This is a genomic window from Flavobacterium supellecticarium (genome assembly GCF_004801375.1).
GTDB lineage: Bacteria > Bacteroidota > Bacteroidia > Flavobacteriales > Flavobacteriaceae > Flavobacterium > Flavobacterium supellecticarium.
Genome location: NZ_SSNZ01000006.1, coordinates 19,684 through 44,461, shown reverse-complemented (window position 1 = coordinate 44,461; position 24,778 = coordinate 19,684). Strand labels below are relative to the sequence as shown.

Below are 24,778 nucleotides of genomic sequence, written 5' to 3'. Positions count from 1 at the left end.
TAAAATGAAAGTAACACAACATATAGCAAATGCAGCGGGAAAATCATTGTTTTCTTTCGAGATATTGCCGCCGTTAAAAGGGCAAAACATCCAATGTATATTCGATAATATCGAACCGCTGATGGAGTTTAAACCTCCGTTTATCGATGTGACCTATCACAGGGAGGAATACGAATATAAAGAATTGCCAAACGGATTGCTCGAGAAGAAGATCGTAAAAAAAAGACCGGGTACGGTTGGAATCTGTTCGGCGATCCAGAATAAATATCAGGTCGATGCCATTCCGCATATTCTGTGTGGTGGGTTTAACAGAGAAGATACCGAAAATTTCCTGATTGACATGGATTTCCTCGGAATCGATAACGTAGTGGCTTTACGAGGCGATGCGGTAAAAAGCGAAATCTATTTTAAACCCGAAAAGGAAGGAAATCAGTATGCGAGCGAATTGGTAACGCAAATCAATAACCTAAACAACGGGATTTATCTGGATGCAGATTTGCAAAATACCAATAAGACCAATTTTTGTATCGGCGTGGCCGGTTATCCCGAAAAGCATATGGAAGCACCGAGTCTGGATAGCGATATTCATTTCCTAAAACAAAAGATCAAAAACGGAGCAGATTATATCATTACCCAAATGTTTTTTGATAATCGTAAGTTTTTCGATTTTGTAGCCAAATGCCGGAAAGAAGGTATCGAAGTGCCGATTATCCCGGGTTTAAAACCAATTTCTACCAAAAAGCAACTCAATCAGATTCCACATCGTTTTAAAGTGGATTTGCCTGATGAATTGATTATGGAAGTGGTAAAAGCAGCGGATAATGAAACCGTAAAAGAAATCGGAATCGAATGGTGCATTGCCCAAAGTCGGGAATTAATAGCTGCCGGAATACCGGTTTTACATTACTATTCGATGGGACGTTCGGAAAGTATCCGGAAAATTGCAGCAACTGTATTTTAAGAGCTCACACCTGTAAGATTTTAAACCTTACAGGTGTTTTTATTTTTTTATTATTTTTCGTTTTACGACATTACTATTCTTATCCTGAATGGTTGCAAAGTAAATTCCGTTGGGCTGTGCCGTAATGTCTATGGAATTTGAAGCTGTTTTTAGGACACATTTTCCCATTTGATCGTGAATCTGTATTTCAGAAATAGTTTCCGCTGTTGCTATTTTGAACAAGCCATTAGTCGGGTTTGGGGAAATATGGACGGCTTCTTTTGCTGTTAAGATGTTGTCCAACGATAGCTTTTTTTTGACAATTTTAAAGAATATAGCTCCTTGAAATATAACATTGACCGGATTTTTTGCTATAAGAATGGAGAACTCACCTTCATTGTTAAAAGTAGTTGACCAACTGCCGTTTCCATAAATATAACCGGAGTAATCCAGACGACCACCTCCTGCAAGAGGATTATAAACTGCAGATTTGCTATAAGGCATAACAACTAACCAAAACCAAGAGGAACTCTTTAGCGGGAAATCGTGATAATTTACTGTTACAGTTGTGCCTGTTTCAAATGGACCTGTACTTATATTTAGATTTTTATTGGTATAATAATAGTCTATATTCATTTGCGCATAGGTATAGCAACTAATCAGACAGCAGAATAAAATTTTTCGTATCTTTTTCATGGTTTAATTTATAAAAAGAAAAATACTAATGTTTAAAATCGTAAATCGTATAGATTTACGGTATTTGTAGAGGATAAAATGTATAGGGAGTAAAAACAGGAATTGTTGTCTTGCTAAGATAAGAATTGTGTCAGAAAATGATGGATATATTCTGATTTGTCTATATTTGTCTGCTTGCCAAAGACAAAATGAGACATTATTTATACTTAGTATTCCTGCTTTTTTATGGTTTCGCTTTTTCCCAAAATGCAAAAGAGAAGCGCTATTTTGTGGAAGCCAATTACTTCTATGGGAATATATTGCCGCATAATAATGCGATAAAACATCTTATTACGTCGCATCCGGAAGGAATCTTACTCGGAATCAATCGCAAAACCTATGGGAGTGCCGCCTGGCAGTCGGAATATAATTTCCCGGATTACGGACTGTCGTTTCAGTACCAGAGAAATAAAAACGAAATATTAGGCGACCTGTATGGTTTATACGGACATTATAATTTTTATTTTTTAAAACGGAACCTTCAGTTTAGAGTAGGACAGGGAATTGCTTATAGTACGAATCCGTATGATAAAGAAACCAACTTTCGGAATTTTGCCTATAGTACGCGCTTGATGCCCTCGACTTATTTTATGCTGAACTACAACAAACTGAATGTGTGGAAAGGTCTCGGAGTACAAACCGGATTGTTATTGGTACATCATTCGAATGCCAATATCAAAGCGCCAAATACCAGTACCAATACGATGGCTTTTACTGTTGGACTTAATTATAATTTTAGCGAAAAGGAACCGGAATATACGTTCGAAAAAGATACCACCCGTTATACCGAACCACTTCGCTATACTGTTGTTTTTCGTAGTGGTGTTAATGAAAGTGATGTTATCGGAAGTGGGCAGTATCCGTTTTATGTGCTTTCGGCGTATGTCGATAAGCGGATCAGTAAAAAAAGTGCGATTCAGTTCGGAGGTGATTTCTTCTGGTCGCTGTATCTGAAAGAATACATTCGCTATATGGCTATTGCGTATTACGAAAAAAACAGCGATCCAAATGTCGATTATAAAAGAGCCGGATTTTTTATAGGCCATGAACTTTTTGTAAACCGCTTTACTTTCGAAACACAACTAGGCTATTATGTATATGATCCCGCAAAAATACACGCGTCCTTTTACCAGCGATTAGGACTCAAATTTTATATGACCCGTAACGTTTTCGCAGGAGTAGGTTTAAAAACACATGCTGCGAAAGCCGAAGCGCTCGAATGTAGTCTTGGAATCCGATTGTAAAATGAAACAAATGACAAAATATTATTCTTGTTTATTGATCATCCTTTTTGTGCTGTTCTCCTGTAATTCCGAAAAAGCACCGGACTGTTTTATGGCTTCCGGAAGTACTATCACCAATGAAATTGTAACTCCTGATTTTAGCTGGATCGATGTAGGAGAAGGTATTGAAATGATTGTAAAGCAAGGTAGCGAAACGAAAATACTCGTGGAAACCGGGGCGAATCTTTTACCGGGTATTTCGGTTTCGGTTTCGGATGATAAATTGCTGCTGCGGAATTCCAACGGATGCAGTTGGTTTCGCGATAAAAACATCACAAAAGTCTATGTCACCGTACCGGATTTAAAAGGGATTTATTCGGCTTCCCAATTTAATATCTCCTCAAATGGAGTGCTGCATTTTGATGATTTTGCCATCCGGTCGGGTATGTATTCCGATACGGCTTCGGGAATATTCGATTTGCAATTGGAATGTACCAATCTTGTTGTCGAAGATAATCAGGCTTCGTTATATCGTATTTCCGGAAAAGCAACCAATCTTACTATTGCTTTTTATTCCGGTGCCGAACGTTTTGAGGGGCAAAATCTGATTGCACAACAGGTGTATGTTTTTCAGCGAAGTACCAATGATATCATTGTAAATCCGCAACAGGATATAAAAGGAAATATTTACAGTACCGGGAATGTGGTGCTGAAAAACAACCCGTCTTTAGTAGAAATAGCCCAGCATTATACCGGGCATGTCGTCTATAATTAGATTATTTTTTCTGCGTCATTTCGCGGAATACGGCTTCCAGATTTTTGTTTTTCAGATTTAGCTGTAAGGTTTTTAAGCCATTTTCCTGTGCAAAATCAAAAACGGCCGGACGCATGTCTTTTTCCGTTGTAAAAGTAAGTTCCCAAATGGTATCGTGAACATTTCGATGCGATTGCAGGTTTGGAATTGTAGCGATTAATTGGGCTTCAATCTGATAGTCAAATTCTACTTCAATAACCTGTTCGTTATCTTCATTCATCAGGCTATCCAGTTTTTTATCGGTTACGATTTTACCATTGTTTATGATGATCACACGATCACAAATCGCTTCTACTTCCTGCATAATATGCGTCGAAAGAAAAACGGTTTTGTTTTTTCCGATATTTTTGATCAACTCACGGATCTCAACCAACTGATTCGGGTCAAGTCCTGTGGTAGGTTCGTCGAGAATCAATACTTCCGGATCGTGCAATAAAGCCGTGGCCAGTCCAACACGTTGACGGTATCCTTTGGAAAGTGCTCCTATCTTTTTATGACTTTCCGGTGTTAATCCGGTAAGCGCAATCACTTCGTCGATACGGGATTTCGCTACTTTATATACATCGGCATTAAAAGCCAGGTATTCGCGAACGTATAGATCCAGATATAAAGGATTGTGTTCCGGAAGATAGCCAACCGATTTCTGAACAGCTTTTGGTGCTGTTGTAACATCATGACCGTTAACAGTGGCCGTACCTTCATCGGCATCCAAAAAAGTGGTCAGTATTTTCATTAAGGTTGATTTTCCGGCACCATTCGGCCCAAGGAAGCCTACAATCTCTCCCTTTTTTATCGAAAATGTAACCGAATCCAATGCTTTTTGTTCGCCGTAATTCTTGGATATTTTTAAAACTTCAATAGACATACTAATACCTGATTTGGAGCAAAAATAAGAAGAAATTAATGCTGATTATTTTAAAAATCATAAATTTTTTAAAAATCGGATCGGGGAAAATATTTTTTTTCTAATTTTGTCATTCAAATACAATGGCGAAAAACCATGAATTCAAGTAACACTTTTTATTATAACAATTTCTTTTATTTTTTCTGGAAAGAAGAAAGGGATTGTCATATGGTTATTTGATCGATGTATACGAAAGAATTATAACACTATAATACAATCCCGATGTTTTCCATCGGGATTTTTTTTTGGCTTATGGAAAGGAAAATTGCAATACAGGGAATCAAAGGTTCATTCCACCATCAGGTAGCGAAAGAATACTTTAACGAAAGTAAAAACCTTATCGAATGTATGTCGTTCGACGAATTGGTGAAAAATGTACTCGACGACGATCGCAATCTGGGAATCATGGCATTGGAAAATTCGATTGCCGGATCGATTATTCCGAATTATGCACTTATTGATTTTAATAAACTGCACATTATCGGGGAGCATTATCTGGATATCCGGATGAATCTGATGGCGTTGCCGGGACAAACGATCGAAGATATCCGGGAAGTACATTCCCATCCGATGGCGTTATTGCAATGTAAAAAGTTTTTTAGCCGTTATCCGCATATCCGACTGGTGGAAGATGCTGATACCGCCGAAACAGCGCGAAGAATCCGCGATAAAGAACTCTCCGGAATCGGAGCAGTGGCCAGTAAAGTGGCTTCCGAGATGTATGAACTTTCCGTATTGGCCGAAAATATCCATACGATAACCAGTAATAAAACCCGTTTTGTGATTGTAAAAGCACAAAATTCGGTTATTCCGAAACCGGATATTGATAAGGTTTCGTTGAAGTTTGAATTGGAAGATATGCAGGGAAGTCTGGCCGGAATTCTGAATGTTATGAATGAGTACAGGTTGAACCTTACCAAAATACAGTCGATGCCGATTATCGAAAAACCCTGGCAGTATTCTTTCTTTATCGATATCACATTCGACAAGTATGCCGATTATGAAAACGCCAGAACTACTTTGCAGCAAATGACGAAAGAATTTAAGGTTTTAGGAGAATATAAAAAAGGAGTAGTATGATTACAACAGCAAAAAGATTAGATCAGGTTCAGGAATACTATTTCTCGCAAAAACTGCGGGAAGTACGGGAGTTGCAAGCCAAAGGAAAACCAGTGATCAATATGGGAATTGGTAGTCCGGATCTGGCACCGGCAACTGCGGTAATGGAAGCAGTACAGGAAGCCATGTCGCAACCAGCTGCGCACCAATATCAGAGTTATCAGGGGCTTCCCGAACTCCGTCAGGCGATGGCCGGTTTTTATGCAACTCATTTTAAAGTAAACCTAAATCCGGATTCGGAAATATTGCCGTTAATGGGATCCAAAGAAGGAATTCTACACATTGCTATGGCTTTTCTAAATGAAGGTGACGGTGTGCTGATCCCAAATCCGGGTTATCCGACCTATGCGTCGGTTGCGAATCTGGTGGGTGCCGAAAGTGTTTTCTATGATTTGTCTGCCGAACGAAACTGGGAACCCGATTTTGAAGCCCTGGAAAAACAAGACCTTTCACGGGTAAAACTCATGTGGGTGAGTTATCCGCATATGCCAACCGGAGCTATCGGAAACCGGACGTTGTTTGAAAAACTGATTGCCTTTGCCAAAAAACACCGGATTCTGATTGTAAATGACAATCCGTATAGTTTTATACTAAACGAGAATCCGGAATCTATTTTGAGTATTCCCGGAGCGATGGAGGTGGCGATGGAACTGAATTCGCTGAGTAAAACCTTTAATATGGCCGGTTGGCGTGTAGGAATGGTAATGGGGAAAAAAGAGGTAATTCAGGCGGTGCTAAAAGTGAAGAGCAATATGGACAGCGGAATGTTTTACGGTATTCAGAAAGGAGCCATCGCCGCTTTGAAAAGTGATTCGGATTGGTTTGCAAAACTAAATGAAGTGTATCAAACCAGACGGAATCTTGTTTTTAAACTGGCGCGAAAATTAAACTGCACGTTCGATACCAATAGCGTCGGATTGTTTGTCTGGGCGAAACTGCCACCGGAAGAAAAATCAGCGGAAGCTTTTGTCGACAAATTGTTATACGATAAAAACCTGTTTATAGCACCCGGAACGATTTTCGGAAGTAATGGAGAAGGGTACATTCGTTTTTCGTTATGTCTTCCGGAAGAAAAAATAAAAGAAATTCTAAAACGATTTGAATAAATGGAGGGAGAAGAAAAAGTTTTTATAATTGGCCTTGGTCTGATAGGCGGATCGCTGGCACTTGACTTTCGAAAACAGAACGAACAGGCGGTTTTCTTTGGGATTGATACTGATGAAAACCATGTTAAAGAAGCATTGGAACGCGGCATCATCGACCGTCAGGCCGACTGGAAACAAGTGTCGGAAGCCGATTGGGTGGTGTTGGCGATACCGGTTGATAAGGCGGTTGACGTTTTGCCGGAAGTGCTGGATCGGATAAATGAGAATACCGTCGTGCTGGACGTAGGGTCTACAAAAGAACAAATCTGTAAAGTCGTTGAAAACCATCCGAAAAGGCGTAATTTTATAGCCACGCATCCGATAGCGGGTACGGAGTTTTCAGGACCGTCGGCAGCCTTTGAAGGGCTATTTGAAGGAAAAACGAATATCATTTGCGAAATTGAAAAAACAGCTTTTGGGATTCAGGAAAAAGCGCTGCAATTGTTTAAAAAAATAAAGATGCGCATCCGTTATATGGATCCGAAAGCACACGACAAACACATTGCTTACGTTTCGCATTTGTCGCACATCAGTTCTTTTATGTTAGGGAAAACCGTTATAGCAGAAGAGCAAAACGAACGGGATATTTTTGATATGGCCGGTAGCGGATTCGAAAGTACCGTGCGACTGGCAAAAAGTTCCCCGGCTATGTGGGCGCCTATTTTTGAGCAAAACAAGACGATGGTGTTAAAATCACTGTCCGAATATATTGAAAACCTGAATCATTTTAAAACCTTACTGGAAACAGATGATTATGATTCGGTTTATGCCGAAATGGAACAAACAAACAGAATAAAAGAAATTTTAAAAGGAATACATTTAAAAAAAGAATTGAGTTATGGAGAATAATGCTGCAATGAGAACATGGTTGGACGCTTTCAATTTAAGTCACCCATTGGTGATTGCCGGGCCATGTAGTGCCGAAACAGAAGAACAGGTATTAAAAATAGCACACGAATTAAAGGATTCGGATGTAAGTGTGTTCAGAGCGGGAATCTGGAAACCGCGTACGCGTCCGGGTGGTTTCGAAGGCGTAGGCGCCATTGGACTAAAATGGTTGCAACGCGCCAAAGCGGAAACCGGTTTGTTACTGGCTGTTGAGGTTGCCAATGCGGATCATGTGCAACTGGCTTTGGAGCACGATGTAGATGTGTTGTGGATTGGGGCCAGAACGACTGTAAACCCGTTTGCCGTTCAGGAAATTGCCGATGCGTTAAAAGATACCGACAAAATCGTACTGGTTAAAAATCCGGTAAATCCCGATTTGGCGTTATGGCTTGGAGGAGTGGAACGTTTGTACAATGCCAATATCAAAAAATTAGGCGTAATCCACAGAGGATTTTCGACCTACGAAAAAACAAAATACCGAAACAATCCGGAGTGGCAGTTGCCAATTGAGTTGCAAAGCAAATTCCCGGATTTGCCGCTAATTTGTGATCCGTCGCATATCACCGGAAAACGCGATATGATTTTGGAAGTGTCCCAACAAGCACTCGATCTGAATTACGACGGACTGATTATCGAAACACATATTGACCCGGATAATGCGTGGAGCGATGCCGCACAACAAGTGACACCATCGGCCTTAAAACAGATTTTTAAAGATTTACGAATCCGTAAAATAACCGATGAAGCCGACGATTACAACCAGCGATTGGAAGGATTGCGTACGCAGATTGATGAAATCGACAGCAAACTTTTAAATATCCTTGGTAAGCGAATGAAGATTGCCGATAGTATTGGTGCGTTAAAAAAAGAACGCAACGTAGCGGTATTGCAAAACAAACGCTGGAATGAAATTCTTGGAAAAATGGTCTTGGAAGGTGAAGAACGTGGTCTAAGTGAGGAGTTTATCCTTAAGATGTTTAAAGCCATTCACCAGGAGAGTATCGCGCATCAGGAGAAAATAATAAATAGTTAACGGCTTGATTCATAAAATTTCGTAATATCGCGAAATTTTTTAACAAGCCTTATATGAAAAAACTATTACTATTTGTAGTAACCTTAATGACAACTTTTTCGGCTTTTTCACAATACAAAATGGAAAATGTTTCCATTACCTATGGTGAAGAAATTACCGAAGAGAAAGGGAAAATTATTAAAATTATTGGAGAGACCAATAACAAGATTTATGCACTTGGATTAAAAGGGAAAAGCGATTATTTCCTAAAGATTTTCGATGCAAGCGGCATGAAACTGCTTTCGAACAAACCAATTTTGCTACCGGAGTTAAAAGACAAGGATATCGATTTTGAAGAGATCGTTATTCTAAACGGTAAGCTATATGTGATTGGAAGTGTGTACCATAGAAAAGACAAAATCTTTACATTGGTGGGAATTGAATATTCCGAAGATGGAAAATTAAGCAAGAACATGACAACCATGTTCGAGGCCGAAGTGGCAAAAAGTTCCGACAGAGGTGGTTTTTATTTCAAAGTATCGCCGGATGAGCATATGTTGCTTGCCATGCACACGGCGCTTTACGAAAAAGAAGATGCCTTGAAGTATGAATTGAAGATGTTTGATCCGAATTTAAAAACGGTTTTCTCCAATATTGAAAAGGTAAGCTATAACGACGATCAAAAAGATTATGAGTTTACAATTTCCGATTTCGATATCAATACAAAAGACGATGTGTTTTTAGTGATCAACGAAAGCTACCGCGATAAAAAGAAAAAGGAAAAAGTAGAAAAATTCCAGGTATTCGCATTTAAAAACCAAAACGGTTATAAAAAAGAAGTAGTGGATATCAACTTTACCGGAAAAGAAATTATCAATTGTAAAATGATTTCTACCAGTAAAAATACGGTACAATTGGTTGGGTTTTATTCAAGCGTAAGAGACAACGGAAAAGCAAACAAAGAGCTTAAAGGTGTTTATAACGCTACGATTAATCTGGACAACAATACCAATGACAACCTAAAATTTAATGAGTTTGACTATGCAACCAAAGTGAAATTATTGGGTGAGCGTCGTGCGAAAAAAGGGAAAGATCTAAAGCCGCTATATATGATTCACTCGATCATCGAGAAAAATGACGGCGGACTTATTGTTATCTCAGAATACCGTTTTATTTATGTAGGACAACGACAAGGGATTGGTCCGTTAGGCGTACAACCCATTACTTATACCACAAACGAAATGATCGTGATGGCATTAAAACCAGACGGATCGTTGGATTGGAGTAATGTGGTAGCAAAAGAACAGGCGGCAACCGTTACCGTGGCGTCACTTAATATTTTTGCAGGATTGGGCGGTTCCGGAAACTTTAACGTGGCACTTGGATTGTCATTTCCGTTAGGCGTTATGGGGAAAGGACCAGAATACCTAAGTGCTATTCCGATTTACAAAGACGGTCAGTTGAGCATTCTTTTTAACGATAATAAAAAGAACAAAGGAATTACCGATATCGAAGAGATTAAATCATTGGGGAATTACAACAATGCAGTTCCGACAATCTTTATGTTTAGCGATAGCGGTGTGATCACCAGAAAAGATCCGGAAGAAGCCATCAAAAATGAATTGGTAATCCGTCCGGGTATTTTTTACAGAAAAAATGAAAAGGAATTCCTGATCTATGCGTCCCGAAAATCGCAGGACAAATTAGGTCGAATGGTTTTACAATAATTAAAATCAGAAAAGGTTGCCCTCAAAAGCAACCTTTTTTTGTAATAATAAGATAGTTATCTTTGCGGTATGACAGGAATCGTTTATAAATCTACAGGAAGTTGGTACAGTGTTAAAACCGAAGACAATCAGGTTTTTGAATGCCGTATAAAAGGAAAATTCCGAATGAAAGGCATTAAGAGTACCAATCCTATTGCCGTTGGTGATGTGGTCGATTTTGAATTGGATCAGTCCACAGACGAAGTGGCGGGGATTATTCACAACATCCACGACCGTAAAAACTATATCGTTCGCAAATCGGTGAATTTGTCCAAGCAAACCCATATTATCGCTTCCAATATCGATATCGTATTTCTTTTGGTTACGATTAACAATCCGCCAACCACAACGAGTTTTATTGACCGTTTCCTGGTTACGGCCGAAGCCTATGGTATTGAAGCGGTTTTGATTTTTAATAAAATCGACACCTACGATGAAGCGACGCTCGACGAGCAGCTTTACCTGCAATATGTCTACTCCAATATAGGTTATAAATGCCTGCGTGTTTCGGCAGCCGAAGGGAAAGGAATTGACGAGTTAAAGACCATGATGAAAGACAAGGTATCTATGTTTTCGGGACATTCCGGTGTAGGAAAATCCACTTTGGTCAATGCGCTGGAACCGTCGTTAAACCTTAAAACAAAAGCAATATCCGATCAACACCAACAAGGACAACACACCACGACGTTTGCCGAGATGTTCGATCTTTCGTTTGGCGCCCGAATTATCGATACGCCGGGTATCCGCGGTTTTGGAATTGTCGATATGGAAAAACAGGAAATCGGAGATTATTTTCCGGAATTTTTTGCTTTAAAAGATCAGTGTAAATTTAATAATTGCCTGCATAAGGAAGAACCGCATTGTGCCGTTAAAGAGGCGTTGGAAAATGATGAAATCGCCTGGTCGCGCTATAAAAGCTATATCCAGATTTTAGAAGGGGAAGATGAAAACTACCGAACCGATATCTACGGAGAAGGAAAAGCACAGGATACCGAATGAAAGCAGTCATACAACGGGTAACGGAAGCTTCTGTTACCATCGACGGGAAAATTGTAGCCGAAATCGGTAACGGTTTATTGGTGTTGATTGGAATCGAAGATGCTGATACGCAGGAAGATAGTGCCTGGCTAACGGCTAAAATTGCCAACCTTCGCATATTTGGCGATGAAAACGAGGTGATGAACCTGTCGTTAAAAGATACCAATGGAGACATCATAGTGGTAAGTCAGTTTACACTACACGCCCAAACCAAAAAAGGAAACCGACCTTCCTATATCAAAGCGTCCAAACCAGATGTGGCGATACCGTTATACGAAACATTCGTAAAACAAATGGAAATGGAATTAGGGAAACCGGTTCAAACCGGCCAATTCGGAGCCGATATGAAAGTGCGATTGCTTAATGACGGACCGGTGACGATTGTAATCGATACGAAAAATAAAGAGTAAAGAGTAAAGAGAAAAGAATACTTAAAAAAGCATAAAAATGGACTTAAAAAACGCACAACTGGACGTAGATAACTGGATTAAAAACCATGGGGTTCGCTATTTTAACGAACTGACCAATATGGCGCAGTTAACCGAAGAAGTAGGCGAAGTGGCACGAATCATTTCACGTCGTTATGGCGAGCAATCCGAAAAGGAAAGTGATAAAAACAAAGATCTGGGCGAAGAACTGGCCGATGTGGTGTTTGTGGTTTTATGTCTGGCCAACCAAACGGGTGTGGATCTGCAAGCGGCGTTCGATAAGAAAATGGATCTGAAAACCAAAAGGGATCACGACCGCCATCACAACAACGAAAAATTAAAATAAATACAACGCCTTATAGCGCTATAAAATTATGGATCTACAACTCCGACTATCAGACGTAAACCTCAAATCCCAAATTGCCATTACAGGTTCCAAAAGCGAAACCAATCGGTTGTTATTGCTTCAGGCACTGTATCCGAATCTGAAATTGAACAATCTGTCCAATTCAGATGACAGTTTGATGATGACCAAAGCGCTACAGTCGGAGGAGTCCGTGGTTGATATTCATCATGCCGGTACGGCCATGCGTTTCCTGACTGCCTTTTTCGCAATTCAGGAAGGTCGTGAAATCATACTCACCGGATCATCGCGTATGCAGGAAAGACCCATTTCCATTTTGGTTGATGCCTTACGGCAATTGGGAGCTGTTATAGCCTACGAAAAAAACGAAGGCTATCCGCCCATTCGAATCTCCGGAAAAAAATTGACAGAATCGAAAGTAAGTCTGAAAACGAATGTAAGCAGTCAGTATATTTCGGCTTTGCTTTTAGTCGCACCACGTCTTGAAAAGGGTTTGGAGTTGACTCTGGAAGGTGAACTAACATCCATTCCGTATATCCAAATGACTTTGTCGCTATTACAGGAAATAGGAATTGAAACAACTTTTGAAGGTAATCGTATCACGGTTCAGCCAAAAAAAGAAATTGCACCGCAAATAAGTACAGTGGAAAGCGATTGGAGTTCGGCATCCTATTACTATTCCATAGTAGCAATGGCGAAGGTCGGAACAGAAATCACCCTGTCCAGTTATAAGGAAAACAGCTTTCAGGGCGATAGCGATTTAGTGGCAATTTACCGTCATTTTGGTGTGGAATCCATTTTTGAAGGCAATACGGTTACCTTACGAAAAATAGAAGTTTCTCATTCAGGAGCTGTGACATTCGATTTGAAGAATACACCGGATATCGCGCAAACCATAGCAGTAACCAGTTTCGGACTCCATAAAGCGTGTCGTCTTACCGGATTGCATACGCTCAAAATAAAAGAAACCGACCGTCTGGTGGCTTTGCAAAACGAACTGACCAAACTCGGAGCCGTGATCACGGTAACCGACGATAGTCTGACTTTGGAAGCATCCGAAACAATAAAGTCGGATGTGGTAATACAAACCTATCAGGATCATCGGATGGCGATGGCTTTTGCACCATTGGCATTAAAAACATCATTAATCATTAGTGAGGCCGAAGTGGTTTCTAAATCCTACCCCGGTTTTTGGGACGATCTTCGTAAAACTGGTTTCCGGATAGCGGAACAAGTGCTGTAAAATAAGGGTTTTAAAAAATAAAACTTAAAACACTTGACAACCCCTGTCTCGCGATAGTATATTTGCACTCAATTTAAAATTTGTACAATGAAGTTATCTCATTTTAATTTCAATTTGCCGGCTGAATTGCTTGCAGAGTTTCCTGCCGAAAACAGAGACGAAGCGCGTTTGATGGTTGTCAACAGAAAAACGCAGACCATCGAGCATAAACTTTTTAAAGATATCCTGGATTATTTTGAAGAAGGTGATGTAATGGTGCTGAATAATACCAAGGTTTTTCCGGCTCGTCTGTATGGAAATAAAGAAAAAACAGGAGCGAGAATTGAGGTGTTTTTGTTACGAGAATTAAATGCGGAACAACGTTTGTGGGATGTATTGGTAGATCCGGCTCGTAAAATCCGTATAGGTAATAAATTATATTTCGGCGATGACGATTCGTTAGTAGCGGAAGTTATCGATAATACTACTTCCAGAGGAAGAACACTTCGTTTCCTTTACGACGGTTCTTACGAGGAGTTCAGAGCAAAATTGCTGGAATTAGGGGAAACACCAATTCCGAAATACATCAACCGTGCCGTAACGCCGGAAGATGCGGAACGTTACCAAACGATCTATGCGAAAGAAGAAGGTGCTGTAGCGGCTCCAACGGCTGGATTGCACTTCTCTAAACATTTGATGAAGCGTTTGGAAATCAAAGGAATTAATTTTGCCGAAATTACATTACACGTAGGTTTGGGAACTTTTAACCCAGTTGAGGTGGAAGATTTGTCGAAACACAAAATGGATTCGGAAGAATTGCGTATTACCGAAGAAGCGTGTGAGATTGTAAACAAAGCAAAAACGAACAAGAAAAAAGTATGTGCGGTTGGAACAACCACCATGCGTGCGATGGAAAGTTCGGTTTCGTCGGCCAAAACATTAAACCCGTACGAAGGATGGACCAATAAATTTATTTTCCCTCCTTACGACTTTAGCGTAGCCGATTGTATGATTACCAATTTCCATACACCAAAATCAACTTTATTAATGATGATCTCGGCTTTCTGTGGTCACGATTTAATGAAAAAAGCCTATGAAGAGGCGGTTAAAGAAAAATACAAATTCTATTCTTACGGTGATGCGATGTTAATCCTGTAAGGTAATACCATAAAAAAAGCGTTCCTCGGAACGCTTTTTTTATGACTTTATAGGAACTATCGAACCTGATATACCAATTTCATGGTAATATTAGCGGTTTTCTTTTTAGAAGCCGTATTAAACGAACCGCCCCAGGAGTATTCTTCCGATGAGTTTTGTGCAATGATTTGGAAAACACCCATATCCGATTTTTTCAGATTGCCCAGTTTGGCATCGGCATTTTCGGCGATTTTCTGTGCCCGGGCATTGGCATCTTTGGTCGCCTCGGCAATCATTTCTAGTTTTAGTTCTGCCAGTTTGGTGTAATAATATTCCGGTGGATTGGAATACAATTCCACGCCTGAGTTGATCAATTCGGTTACCTCGCGGGAAATACCTTCCACTTTATCGACTTCCTTACTTTCGATTTGTACATTTTGGGAAAGTGAAAAACCGGTGAAGATTTGTTGGCGCGTATTACCGTTGCTATCATAGCTGTATTCGAAATCCTTATTGATGTTAACCGCCGAAAAAACAATATTACTTTCCGGAATTCCTTTTGAAATCAGATACGATTTAATGATCTCGCGATCTTTGTCGAGTGCGGCATAAGCCTCTTTCAGGTTCATATTCTTTTTGGAAAAAGAACTGCTCCATACAATCAGATCCGATACAAAATCTTTTTTGCCAAGCCCGGTTACACTAATGGTGTCGTTGCTTTGGTTTCTGTTTTTAAAGGCGTTGGAAAACAGGAACGCTGCCAGAACAACCGCTATTCCTATGATTAGGGAATTAACATTGTTTTTCATCACTAAAAAATATTTAATTGTTATAAATGTATGAAATATCTGTATTGTAATAACAAACGCAAAAATTTATTTTTTCTTATTTTTACGCGAAACCAAAATAATAAACAATGACATTTCAAAATACACGTGAATTTGCGAGACAGCTGGATGAAAAAGATGTATTGGCAAAGTATCGAAGCGAATTTATTTTTCCGAAGGTAAATGGAAAACAGGTGATTTATTTTACCGGTAATTCTTTAGGATTACAGCCAAAAAGAACCAAAGCCTATGTGGATGAGATCATGGACGATTGGGGAAATCTGGCGGTAGAAGGTCATTTTTATGCTGACAAACCGTGGTGGGATTACCACGAACGTTTTGCAGCGCCTTTAAGTACGGTGGTGGGTGCCAAACCAAGCGAGGTGACGGTAATGAATACCCTAACAGTGAATCTGCATTTGTTGATGGTGACGTTTTATCGTCCGACAGCTAAAAAATATAAAATCATTTGCGAAGAAAAAGCATTTCCAAGTGATCAATACATGTTCCAAAGTCAGGTGCATTTTCATGGCTTGGATCCAAAAGATACCATTGTGGAAATCAAACGCAGAGAAGGCGAACACAATATCCGTCTGGAAGATGTGTTGGCCAAAATCGATGAGGTAGGTGATGAGTTGGCTTTGGTGTTGATTGGCGGTGTGAATTATTACACCGGACAGGTTTTTGATATGAAAACGATTACCGAAGCGGGGCATAAATATGGCGCGTATGTAGGCTGGGATTTGGCGCACGCAGCCGGAAATATCAAATTACAATTACACGATTGGAATGTCGATTTTGCGGCTTGGTGTAGTTATAAATATATGAACTCAGGACCGGGAAATGCTTCCGGTTGTTTTATCCACGAAATGCATCATAACGATACGAGTTTGCCGCGTTTTGCCGGATGGTGGGGACATAATAAAGAGCGCCGTTTTAAAATGGAGCCGCAATTCGATCCGGTTCGCGGTGCTGATGGATGGCAAATTAGTAACTTACCAGTACTATCGTTGGCGCCGTATTTGGCATCTGTTGAAATGTTTGCCGAAGTAGGAATGGATAAGCTAATCGAAAAAAGAGATTTACTAACGGCTTATTTGGAGTTTATTCTTCAGGAAGTGGATAAAGAAGTGGAAAGTGAATTCGAGGTAATCACACCTTCCGATCCGACGCAAAGAGCGTGTCAGTTGTCGGTGTTTTTACATGGCGAAGGAAGAACGCTTTTTGATTATCTGATGAAAAACGGCGTAATAACCGACTGGCGGGAACCCAATGTGATCCGTTTGGCTCCGGTACCGTTCTATTGTTCGTTTGAAGATATGTATGAATTCGGACAGATTTTACGCGAAGGAATTTTGAATAAAAGCAAATAGCTATAAAATCTAAAAAGACCGGAAATCTCTGGTCTTTTTTTGGAAACATTTTTTTCGGAATTCTACTAATGCTACTATCTTTGTATACATTAGTTGTAAACGTACCATTATAAAAAGTAAAATGAACAAACAGCAAAAAATAGAAAGTTTTGATCCGTCACAACCGGGATTGGCCGATGCAAGTGTATTTGGATTACCCTTTACTGCCGAAGAAAGTGAGATTATAATTGTACCGGTGCCGTGGGAAGTTACCGTGAGCTATGGAGCGGGAACTTCTGAAGGACCGAATGCCATTTTAGATGCTTCTTTTCAGGTGGATTTACAACATCAGGAGTTTCCGGAATTGTGGAAATTAGGAATATATATGGATGAAGCGCCGGAACACTGGGCGACGAATTCCGCAAAATATAAAAGTCTGGCGCAACCGATTATCGAAGCATTGGAAGCAGGTGAAGATGTTGCAACATTTCCGGCTTTACAATCGGATCTGGATAAGATTAATAAAGTGTGTAAAGATCTGAAAAACGAAGTGAAAGACCGTGTTTTACATTGGATGAAACAAGGTAAGAAAGTGGTTTTACTTGGCGGTGATCATAGTACGCCGTTAGGATACTATGAAGCGTTGGCATCACAACACGAAAGCTTTGGTATTTTACATTTGGATGCGCATATGGATTTGCGAATTGCCTACGAAGGGTTTACGTATTCGCATGCTTCGATTATGTATAATACCTTACAAATTCCGCAGGTTTCTAAAATTGTTCAGGTTGGAATCCGTGATTTCTGTGAACAGGAAGTGGAAGTGGCTCAAAAAGAAGGAAACCGCGTATTGGTACACACCGATATGGACTTGAAAGCGGAAACGTTTGAAGGGAAAACCTGGGCGCAACAATGTGATGATATCATTGCATCCTTGCCGGAAAAAGTGTGTATTTCCTTTGATATCGACGGGATGTATCCATGGTATTGCCCAAATACAGGAACACCGGTACCGGGAGGATTCTCGTTTGAGCAGGCAGCTTATTTGTTAAGCCGATTGGCGGAAACCAATAAAGAAATCATTGGTTTTGACCTGGTGGAAGTTGCTCCGGGTGATGATGACTGGGACGGAAATGTCGGAGCAAGAATGTTGTTTCATATGTGTGGTGTTCTGGCTAAATCGCAAAAACGAAACGTCGGACAAAAAATAAAATTCAACCGATAAAAAAATCCCCATTCGGGGATTTTTTGTTTTTATAGTTTTTTGCCGGTCGCTAATCGGTATAAAATACCAATAACGGCCAGTATTAATAAAATATGGATGAAACTACCAACAGCTTCCCGAAAACCGAAATAACCAACCAGCCATCCCAGTAGTAAGATAACTACAATTAACCAGACTAAATCTTTCATAATAAATAGTTTTTAAGTTGTTTTTTAAAAATAATACTATTTATTCGGAAATGTTTAAAATTTAATAAAAAATTAAGGTTCTTGTTGTTTTTTAAAGGATTTTGTGCTAGGGTGGAATTTGGGTTTCCGGTAAAAGTGAAAATTATAATAAAATCAGTATAAAACGGCTGTGGTTCTTTATTTATTAAGTATTTTTACGCCAATTATTTACAACAGATTTCATGCAAACGCAGCAACGTATAGCCATTGTTGGCTCTGGCTTGGTAGGGACATTATTGGGAATATATCTGAGAAAAGCGGGACATGTTGTTCACGTTTATGATAGAAGCCCGGATGTTCGGAAAATAGCCTTTTCCGGCCGATCAATCAATTTGGCGATGTCACACAGAGGTTGGAAAGCACTGGATGGCGCAGGAATAGGAGATCGTATTCGGGAAGTAGCTATTCCGATGGATAAAAGAGCGATACATCTGGTAGATAAAGAGCTGGCGTATCAACCTTACGGAATCGACGGAGAGAGTATTTATTCGATTTCAAGAGGCGGATTAAACCGTTTGATGCTTACACTGGCTGAAGAAGTCGGCGTGGAGTTCTTTTTTGAAAAGAAAATCTGGGATGTAACACTGGCTGATGCGACACTTCATATCGGCGAAACTGAAAAAGGGGCCTGGGAAGAACTGAAATACGATAAAGTTTTCGGAGCCGATGGTGCCTTTTCGAGAGTACGTCACCGAATGCAACGCCAAAACCGTTTTGATTATTCACAGGATTTTCTGGATACCGGTTATAAAGAATTAAATATACCCGCCAATCCGGACGGAACCCATAAACTCGATAAAAATTCGTTTCACATATGGCCGCGTGGCGCTTTTATGTTGATCGCTTTGCCGAATATGGACGGAAGTTTTACCTGTACTTTATTTATGCCATTTGAAGGAGAAAATTCCTTTGAAGCGCTTCACGACAGGGAAGCAGTGGAAGGGTTCTTTCAGCAATATTTCCCGGATACCTTACAGGTAATTCCGGAGTTGGTTAATGATTTCTTTAAAAACCCAACCAGTTCGTTGGTAACGATGCGATGCTATCCGTGGACGTATGGCGATAAAGTCGCGTTAATCGGTGATGCGGCGCATGCTATTGTACCGTTTTACGGACAAGGGATGAATGCCGGTTTTGAAGATATTACCTGTTTAGCCGGATTGATGGAGCAGTTTGGAGATGATTGGGAGACTATTTTTAAAGAATATCAGGTAATTCGTAAGCCTAATGCCGATGCGATTGCCGAATTGTCGTACCGTAATTTTATGGAAATGAGTACGAAAACGGCCGATGAAAAATTCCTGCTCCAAAAGAAAATCGAAAAGTGGTTTGCGTTAAAACATCCGGAAAAATGGTTGCCGTTATACGATCGGGTAACGTTTAGCTACCGACCGTATTCGGAAGCATTGGCAATTGGTAATCATCAGAATGCCATAATGGAAGAGATCATGAAAATTCCGAGTATCGAAACCCAATGGGAAACGGAAGAAGTCGAAAAGAAAATTTTAGAACTGTTACAACAGTCGTAATATAAAAAGGGTTACTTTATTCTAGAGTAACCCTTTTTTATTTGTTATACCTGGCAGGTTTTTAAAACCTGTCAGGTGTTTCTAAAGTGAGTTTGGTGTTGAAGGTAAAACAATCTCAGGTGTAGCTTTATTACTCCTCACGATGTACCGCTTCCATCGTAAAAGCCGGTAAACAAACCGAAAGGTATTCACAAGGCTCGTCAAACGGATTGGAATATTGTATCCGGGCATTTTTTTGAATCCGGATCGATTGGCCGGCCTCCAGAACAATCGTATCACCTTCGATAATAAATTGTTTTTTGCCTGTAATGATATAGGTGTATTCGTCAAATTCTGGCGTTTGGAAAGGCTCACTCCAATGTGGTGGTGCGATCATACGGGCAATCGAAATTTCGGTATTGCCGGTGGCAATTTTGCCGTGGTGTTCCTCAATATGTTTGCCGTCGGTCGTAGGAACTATGTACGGTGTGTTTTGGATTTGATATTTTTTCATAATCGGTTATTTTTTAAAGATAAAATATACGGCCAGAATCAGAAAGCAAAAACCTACGGCATGGTTCCAGCGGAAGGTTTCGTTTTTAAAGAAGAGTAGGGAGAAAATCACGAATATAACAAGAGTGATGACTTCCTGAATTACTTTTAACTGCATCAGACTAAACGGTCCGCCATTGCCTTGAAACCCAATTTTATTGGCTGGAACCTGGAACATATATTCAAAAAGCGCCAATCCCCAACTGATCAATACAATAGTGATCAATCCGGCATTTTCAAACCATTTTAATTCTTTAAATTTTAAATGACCATACCAGGCCAGTGTCATAAAAATATTGGAAAGGATTAGTAATCCTATAGTTAGATAACCTTTCATGTGTTATTTGTTGAGTATTTTGGAAAGGATGCCAAAAGCACCTCGTATAAAAGTCGCACTCGTTAGTACTTTTACGATAGGGTTCATAGCTGAACTTTTTTGTGGAGCAGAACGCTGTGTTTCTTTTGCTTCGGTCTTGCGTTGTTGTTCCTGAGCAGCGGCTTCCTGAGCGGTTTCTATTTTTTTGTTCAGGATTTCGTAGGCGCTTTCGCGATCGATTGTTTCCTGGTATTTTTTAACCAGCTTCGAATTGTTGTTGATCGTATCTATCTCGCTTTGGGTCAGAATGTCCATACGACTCATGGGTGCGCGCATCATACAAGCGGCCAAAGGTGTCGGAATTCCTTTTTCGTTTAATGCGGTGACCAAAGCTTCACCAATTCCCAATTGTGTGATTACTTCGTCGGTTTTGTAAAACTCGGAAAGCGGATAGTTTTCAGCTGTCATTTTAATCGCTTTACGGTCGTTGGCGGTAAAAGCGCGTAATGCGTGTTGTATTTTAAGACCCAATTGTGCCAAAACACCATTCGGAACATCGGTCGGATTTTGGGTGATAAAGTAAATACCAATTCCTTTGGAACGGATTAGTTTTACGATGGTTTCGATCTGATCCAATAAGGCTTTACTGGCCTGATCGAATATCAGGTGGGCTTCGTCAATAAAAATAACAAGCTCCGGACGCCCGCTATCGCCTTGTTCCGGCATCTGACTGTAGATTTCGGCTAACAGACAAAGCATAAAAGTAGAAAAAAGTTTGGGCTTGTCTTGTATATCGGTAAGTCGGATGATATTGATATAGCCGTTTCCGTTGCTGTCGATACGCATCAGATCGTTGATGTCAAACGACAATTCTCCAAAGAAAATATCGGCACCTTGTTGTTCCAATTCGATGATTTTTCGTAAAATGGAACCGGTAGATGCCGTTGAAATCCGACCGTATTCTTTTTCGAATTCGGCTTTCCCTTCCTCAGTAGCATATTGCAGCAACTTTTTAAAGTCTTTCAGATCCAATAACGGTATCTGATGATCATCACAATATTTAAAAATAACGGAAACCACACCGCTTTGGGTATCGTTTAAATCCAGAATGCGGGAGAATAGTACTGGCCCGAATTCGGAAACCGTTGCCCGTAAACGAACACCGTCTTGTTTGGATAAGGTGAGCAATTCTACCGGAAACGCTTTGGTTTCGTAAGGAATGCCCATTTTTTCATGGCGTTCGGTAATAAAAGGTTTTACTTCGCCGGGCATAGCGATACCACTAAAGTCACCTTTGATATCCATCATTACTACGGGAATTCCGTTTTGAGATAATTGTTCGGAAAGTACCTGTATGGTCTTGGTTTTTCCGGTTCCGGTAGCACCGGCTATTAATCCGTGGCGGTTGATGGTTTTTAACGGGATTTTTATCAGTGTATCCGGAACGGCTTCACCGTTTAAAAGGGCGCCTCCCAGTATGATATGTTCTCCTTTACAGTCGTATCCTGTACGTATGGATTCTGAAAATTTAGTAGCTGTCATGTTGATTGTAGCAATAGTATTACGAAATTGACTTATTACAAATATACAAAACCATTTTGTTCCTGTTTATGGCTTTATGATGATGAAATTACGGCTTTATTATAAAAAAACAGTAAAAGATAACAATACTGAAAGAATAATAGTAACAATAAAGCGTTATTAATTTAAAGTTATGTTAATAGTTGTTTGGGAATTTAAAAAGAAAAGTATACTCATTGTTAAATAATTTGTTGTACGTGCCGAAAAAAAATGCTTTTTATTTTTTTATTTACTCTAAAAACATAAATTTGCGAATCTTATAAGGCGAAAATATTCATTTTGTAAGAAGGTAGTTATAATAAAATCAAAAAACTAAAAATTAAAAAAAAATGACAAAAGTATCTAACGAAAATGTTGGGAAGGGAGCTAGCTCTAACGGATCAAGTTTATTTGCAGGTTTCGCTATCGTAATCTGTGTTGTAATCGGAATTTTGATTTGGAAATTCGTAATGGGTCATCCATCTAACTTTGTTAACGGTGATCCGAATGGTCATCCACTACCAGGAAACTATCTAGGAATGGTTTTTAAAGGAGGGTACATCGTTCCAGTGTTAATGGGATTGTTTTTGATGACTGTAGTATTTTCAATCGAGCGTTTCTTCGTTATCTCTAAAGCAGCTGGTAAAGGAAATGTTGAAGCTTTCGTTAAAAATGTACAAGGGTTAATCAACCAGGGTAAAATCGAAGAAGCTATCGCTGAGTGTGATACACAAAAAGGTTCAGTTGCTAACGTAGTTAGAGCTGGTTTAACTAAATACCAAGAGGTTAAAAAAGAAGGATTTGACAGTGAAAAAGCTACTGAGACTATCCAAAAAGAAATCGAAGAAGCTACTTCATTGGAAATGCCAATGTTAGAGAAAAACTTAACAATTATCGCGACTCTAGTATCTATCGGTACGTTAATGGGTCTGTTAGGAACGGTATCGGGTATGATTAAAGCGTTCTCTGGATTAGCTGCAGCAGGTGCACCGGATCAGGCGGCATTAGCAACAGGTATCTCTGAAGCACTTATCAACACGGCTACTGGTATCGGTACGTCTACTTTAGCAATTATCTCTTACAACATCTTTACATCTAAGATTGATAAATTAACTTACTCTATCGACGAGGCTGGTTTTGCAATCACGCAAACTTACAGACGTTTCAAAGCGCGTAACAACGCATAATTGAGTAAAAGAGTTAATTTAATAATCAGTTGCAGTTAAAAGGTCAATTGTTTTGACTGCAATTATAATTCTAATAGAGAATGGCTAAAGCAAAAATGAAAAAGAAGAGTACTAGGATCGACATGACCGCGATGTGTGACGTGGCGTTCCTACTCTTGTCTTTCTTTGTAATGACATCTACAGCAAAGCTTCCTGAGCCACTTCCGGTAGATACGCCTGCTTCTACGGTACAAACGAAATTGCCGGATTCCGATTTGGCAACCATCACCGTAGGTAAGGAAAAAGTATTCTTCGGTGTAGTAGGTAAGGATATCAGAATTCTGACTTTGGAAAAGATAGGTGAAAAATACAATGTGAATTTTACTGACGAAGAGAAAAAGAAATTTTCACTTGTAGATGGTTTTGGTGTACCGGTTGGTGGTTTAAAGCAATTATTGGCTTTAACCGGAGAAGAGCGTAATAAAGAAGGTCTTCAGCCAGGTATTCCGTATGATTCGACCGACAATCAATTAAGAGAGTGGTTACTTGCAGCCCGTTTAGCTACGAAAGAGTTAAACAATGCCGAGCTTAAGATTGCTATCAAAGGAGATGCGAAAGAAGAATATCCAACCGTAAAAAGGGTAATCGATATTCTACAGAAACAAAAAGTAAACAGGTTTTTCCTGGTTACCGGTTTGAGAAGCGAAGATTTTTAATTTAAAAAGAAACTGTAGAAATGGCAGAATTAAATACAGGCGACGGCGGCGGTAAAGGCAAGAAAGTAAGAAGTAAAAAACAAAACGCCGGTGTCGATTTGACAGCGATGGTGGATTTGGCATTCTTATTGATTACTTTCTTTATGTTAACGACTTCGTTGTCAAAACCTCAGTCAATGAATTTGGCAATGCCGGATAAAGATCCAGATAAAAAGGATAATGTTGAATTAACAGTTCCTGATGATCGTTCGTTAACGATTTTGATCGGAAAAGACAATAAGATCTTATGGTTTAAAGGTCAGCCAGGTTCGCCTCTTGAAGGTCCAACTGCAGCTGCTTTTGGAAAAGAAGGAATTCGTAAGGTGATTTTAGATCAGATCCAGAAAGTAAAAGCGATCTACGGAACGGATCCGAAAAAAGGATTAATTGTGGTAATCAAACCAACAGAAAAATCCAACTATAAAAACTTAGTGGATATTTTGGATGAAATGGCAATTACTTCGGTTCCGACTTATGCAATTGTGGATATTACACCGGATGAACTTAAAATGTTAGACAAAGAAGGAATGAATTAATTCCTTTGAGCTAATTTTA

General features: G+C 39.7%; 26 protein-coding genes. 19 read left to right on the top strand and 7 right to left on the bottom strand.

What is annotated here, in order from left to right; all coding sequences use genetic code 11:
- Positions 1-4: 4 nt before the first annotated feature.
- Entirely contained in the window at positions 5-961 is a 957-nt protein-coding gene (gene metF / locus E6C50_RS12800) for a methylenetetrahydrofolate reductase [NAD(P)H] (protein ID WP_136403625.1), read from the top strand.
- Positions 962-1,000: 39 nt separating this feature from the next.
- Here metF and E6C50_RS12795 read toward each other — a convergent pair whose 3' ends face one another.
- Positions 1,001-1,636 (bottom strand): T9SS type A sorting domain-containing protein, encoded by a 636-nt coding sequence (locus tag E6C50_RS12795; RefSeq protein ID WP_136403624.1) that lies wholly within the window; start codon positions 1,634-1,636, stop codon positions 1,001-1,003.
- Between the two features lie 188 nt (positions 1,637-1,824).
- On the opposite strand from E6C50_RS12795, the gene E6C50_RS12790 reads away from it, so the two are divergent.
- Together E6C50_RS12790 and E6C50_RS12785 are read left to right on the top strand one after the other, a co-directional pair.
- On the top strand, positions 1,825-2,919 hold the full coding sequence (locus E6C50_RS12790; RefSeq protein ID WP_136403623.1) for an acyloxyacyl hydrolase: 1,095 nt from the start codon (positions 1,825-1,827) through the stop codon (positions 2,917-2,919).
- Positions 2,920-2,929: 10 nt separating this feature from the next.
- On the top strand, positions 2,930-3,673 hold the full coding sequence (locus E6C50_RS12785) for a head GIN domain-containing protein (RefSeq protein ID WP_168732816.1): 744 nt from the start codon (positions 2,930-2,932) through the stop codon (positions 3,671-3,673).
- Position 3,674: 1 nt separating this feature from the next.
- Here the strand turns inward: E6C50_RS12785 and gldA are convergent, their stop codons facing one another.
- Positions 3,675-4,577 carry a gliding motility-associated ABC transporter ATP-binding subunit GldA gene (gene gldA, locus E6C50_RS12780; RefSeq protein ID WP_136403621.1) on the bottom strand — a complete coding sequence of 301 codons (903 nt, stop codon included), beginning with the start codon at positions 4,575-4,577 and terminating at the stop codon, positions 3,675-3,677.
- Positions 4,578-4,868: 291 nt separating this feature from the next.
- Here gldA and E6C50_RS12775 point away from each other — a divergent pair, with 291 nt between their 5' ends.
- From E6C50_RS12775 to queA, 10 genes are all read left to right on the top strand, one after another.
- Positions 4,869-5,696 carry a prephenate dehydratase gene (locus E6C50_RS12775; RefSeq protein WP_136403620.1) on the top strand — a complete coding sequence of 276 codons (828 nt, stop codon included), beginning with the start codon at positions 4,869-4,871 and terminating at the stop codon, positions 5,694-5,696.
- Complete coding sequence (locus E6C50_RS12770; protein ID WP_136403619.1) at positions 5,693-6,841, top strand: pyridoxal phosphate-dependent aminotransferase; 1,149 nt, start codon at positions 5,693-5,695, stop codon at positions 6,839-6,841. Before E6C50_RS12775 ends, E6C50_RS12770 begins: the two co-directional genes overlap by 4 nt.
- Positions 6,842-7,729 (top strand): prephenate dehydrogenase, encoded by an 888-nt coding sequence (locus tag E6C50_RS12765; RefSeq protein ID WP_136403618.1) that lies wholly within the window; start codon positions 6,842-6,844, stop codon positions 7,727-7,729. It begins immediately after the preceding gene.
- Positions 7,719-8,801 carry a bifunctional 3-deoxy-7-phosphoheptulonate synthase/chorismate mutase type II gene (locus E6C50_RS12760; RefSeq protein WP_136403617.1) on the top strand — a complete coding sequence of 361 codons (1,083 nt, stop codon included), beginning with the start codon at positions 7,719-7,721 and terminating at the stop codon, positions 8,799-8,801. The genes E6C50_RS12765 and E6C50_RS12760 overlap by 11 nt, the downstream gene beginning before the upstream one ends.
- Before the next feature lie 53 nt (positions 8,802-8,854).
- Entirely contained in the window at positions 8,855-10,507 is a 1,653-nt protein-coding gene (locus E6C50_RS18115; RefSeq protein WP_136403616.1) for a hypothetical protein, read from the top strand.
- A gap of 69 nt (positions 10,508-10,576) precedes the next feature.
- Positions 10,577-11,545: a ribosome small subunit-dependent GTPase A gene (gene rsgA, locus E6C50_RS12750; protein WP_136403615.1), complete on the top strand. Its 969-nt coding sequence runs from the start codon at positions 10,577-10,579 to the stop codon at positions 11,543-11,545.
- Positions 11,542-11,994 (top strand): D-aminoacyl-tRNA deacylase, encoded by a 453-nt coding sequence (gene dtd, locus E6C50_RS12745; protein ID WP_136403614.1) that lies wholly within the window; start codon positions 11,542-11,544, stop codon positions 11,992-11,994. Before rsgA ends, dtd begins: the two co-directional genes overlap by 4 nt.
- 37 nt (positions 11,995-12,031) lie before the next feature.
- Positions 12,032-12,358, top strand: coding sequence for a nucleotide pyrophosphohydrolase (locus E6C50_RS12740; protein WP_136403613.1), 327 nt, complete (start codon positions 12,032-12,034; stop codon positions 12,356-12,358).
- Between the two features lie 28 nt (positions 12,359-12,386).
- Positions 12,387-13,619, top strand: coding sequence for a 3-phosphoshikimate 1-carboxyvinyltransferase (locus tag E6C50_RS12735; protein WP_136403612.1), 1,233 nt, complete (start codon positions 12,387-12,389; stop codon positions 13,617-13,619).
- 87 nt (positions 13,620-13,706) lie between these two features.
- Positions 13,707-14,756, top strand: a complete 1,050-nt coding sequence (queA, locus tag E6C50_RS12730; RefSeq protein ID WP_136403611.1) for a tRNA preQ1(34) S-adenosylmethionine ribosyltransferase-isomerase QueA — start codon at positions 13,707-13,709, stop codon at positions 14,754-14,756.
- Positions 14,757-14,812: 56 nt separating this feature from the next.
- Here queA and E6C50_RS12725 read toward each other — a convergent pair whose 3' ends face one another.
- A complete protein-coding gene (locus E6C50_RS12725) occupies positions 14,813-15,544 on the bottom strand; it encodes an SIMPL domain-containing protein (RefSeq protein ID WP_136403610.1) in 732 nt (243 codons plus the stop codon).
- 107 nt (positions 15,545-15,651) lie between these two features.
- Between E6C50_RS12725 and kynU the strand changes: the two genes are divergently transcribed.
- Both kynU and E6C50_RS12715 read left to right on the top strand, forming a co-directional pair.
- Entirely contained in the window at positions 15,652-16,935 is a 1,284-nt protein-coding gene (kynU, locus tag E6C50_RS12720; RefSeq protein ID WP_136403609.1) for a kynureninase, read from the top strand.
- Positions 16,936-17,056: 121 nt separating this feature from the next.
- Positions 17,057-18,139: an agmatinase family protein gene (locus tag E6C50_RS12715; protein WP_136403608.1), complete on the top strand. Its 1,083-nt coding sequence runs from the start codon at positions 17,057-17,059 to the stop codon at positions 18,137-18,139.
- 29 nt (positions 18,140-18,168) lie between these two features.
- Here E6C50_RS12715 and E6C50_RS12710 read toward each other — a convergent pair whose 3' ends face one another.
- Entirely contained in the window at positions 18,169-18,327 is a 159-nt protein-coding gene (locus tag E6C50_RS12710; protein ID WP_136403607.1) for a lmo0937 family membrane protein, read from the bottom strand.
- Between the two features lie 221 nt (positions 18,328-18,548).
- On the opposite strand from E6C50_RS12710, the gene E6C50_RS12705 reads away from it, so the two are divergent.
- Positions 18,549-19,895, top strand: coding sequence for an FAD-dependent oxidoreductase (locus tag E6C50_RS12705; RefSeq protein ID WP_136403606.1), 1,347 nt, complete (start codon positions 18,549-18,551; stop codon positions 19,893-19,895).
- A 130-nt stretch (positions 19,896-20,025) separates the two neighbouring features.
- On the opposite strand, the gene E6C50_RS12700 is transcribed toward E6C50_RS12705, so the two are convergent.
- From E6C50_RS12700 to E6C50_RS12690, 3 genes are read right to left on the bottom strand one after another with little or no spacing between them, the layout of a single operon-like run.
- The gene (locus E6C50_RS12700) at positions 20,026-20,388 is read right to left on the bottom strand and encodes a cupin domain-containing protein (RefSeq protein WP_136403605.1); all 363 of its coding nucleotides are present in this window, start codon (positions 20,386-20,388) and stop codon (positions 20,026-20,028) included.
- 6 nt (positions 20,389-20,394) lie between these two features.
- Positions 20,395-20,763 carry a DMT family protein gene (locus E6C50_RS12695; protein WP_136403604.1) on the bottom strand — a complete coding sequence of 123 codons (369 nt, stop codon included), beginning with the start codon at positions 20,761-20,763 and terminating at the stop codon, positions 20,395-20,397.
- A 3-nt stretch (positions 20,764-20,766) separates the two neighbouring features.
- Complete coding sequence (locus E6C50_RS12690; protein WP_136403603.1) at positions 20,767-22,284, bottom strand: helicase HerA-like domain-containing protein; 1,518 nt, start codon at positions 22,282-22,284, stop codon at positions 20,767-20,769.
- Positions 22,285-22,652: 368 nt separating this feature from the next.
- Between E6C50_RS12690 and E6C50_RS12685 the strand changes: the two genes are divergently transcribed.
- The 3 genes from E6C50_RS12685 to E6C50_RS12675 all read left to right on the top strand — a co-directional run bounded on the left by E6C50_RS12685 (position 22,653) and on the right by E6C50_RS12675 (position 24,759).
- Positions 22,653-23,489, top strand: coding sequence for a MotA/TolQ/ExbB proton channel family protein (locus tag E6C50_RS12685; protein ID WP_136403602.1), 837 nt, complete (start codon positions 22,653-22,655; stop codon positions 23,487-23,489).
- A gap of 80 nt (positions 23,490-23,569) precedes the next feature.
- Entirely contained in the window at positions 23,570-24,184 is a 615-nt protein-coding gene (locus E6C50_RS12680; protein ID WP_136403601.1) for an ExbD/TolR family protein, read from the top strand.
- A gap of 20 nt (positions 24,185-24,204) precedes the next feature.
- On the top strand, positions 24,205-24,759 hold the full coding sequence (locus tag E6C50_RS12675) for an ExbD/TolR family protein (protein WP_136403600.1): 555 nt from the start codon (positions 24,205-24,207) through the stop codon (positions 24,757-24,759).
- Positions 24,760-24,778: the final 19 nt, after the last annotated feature.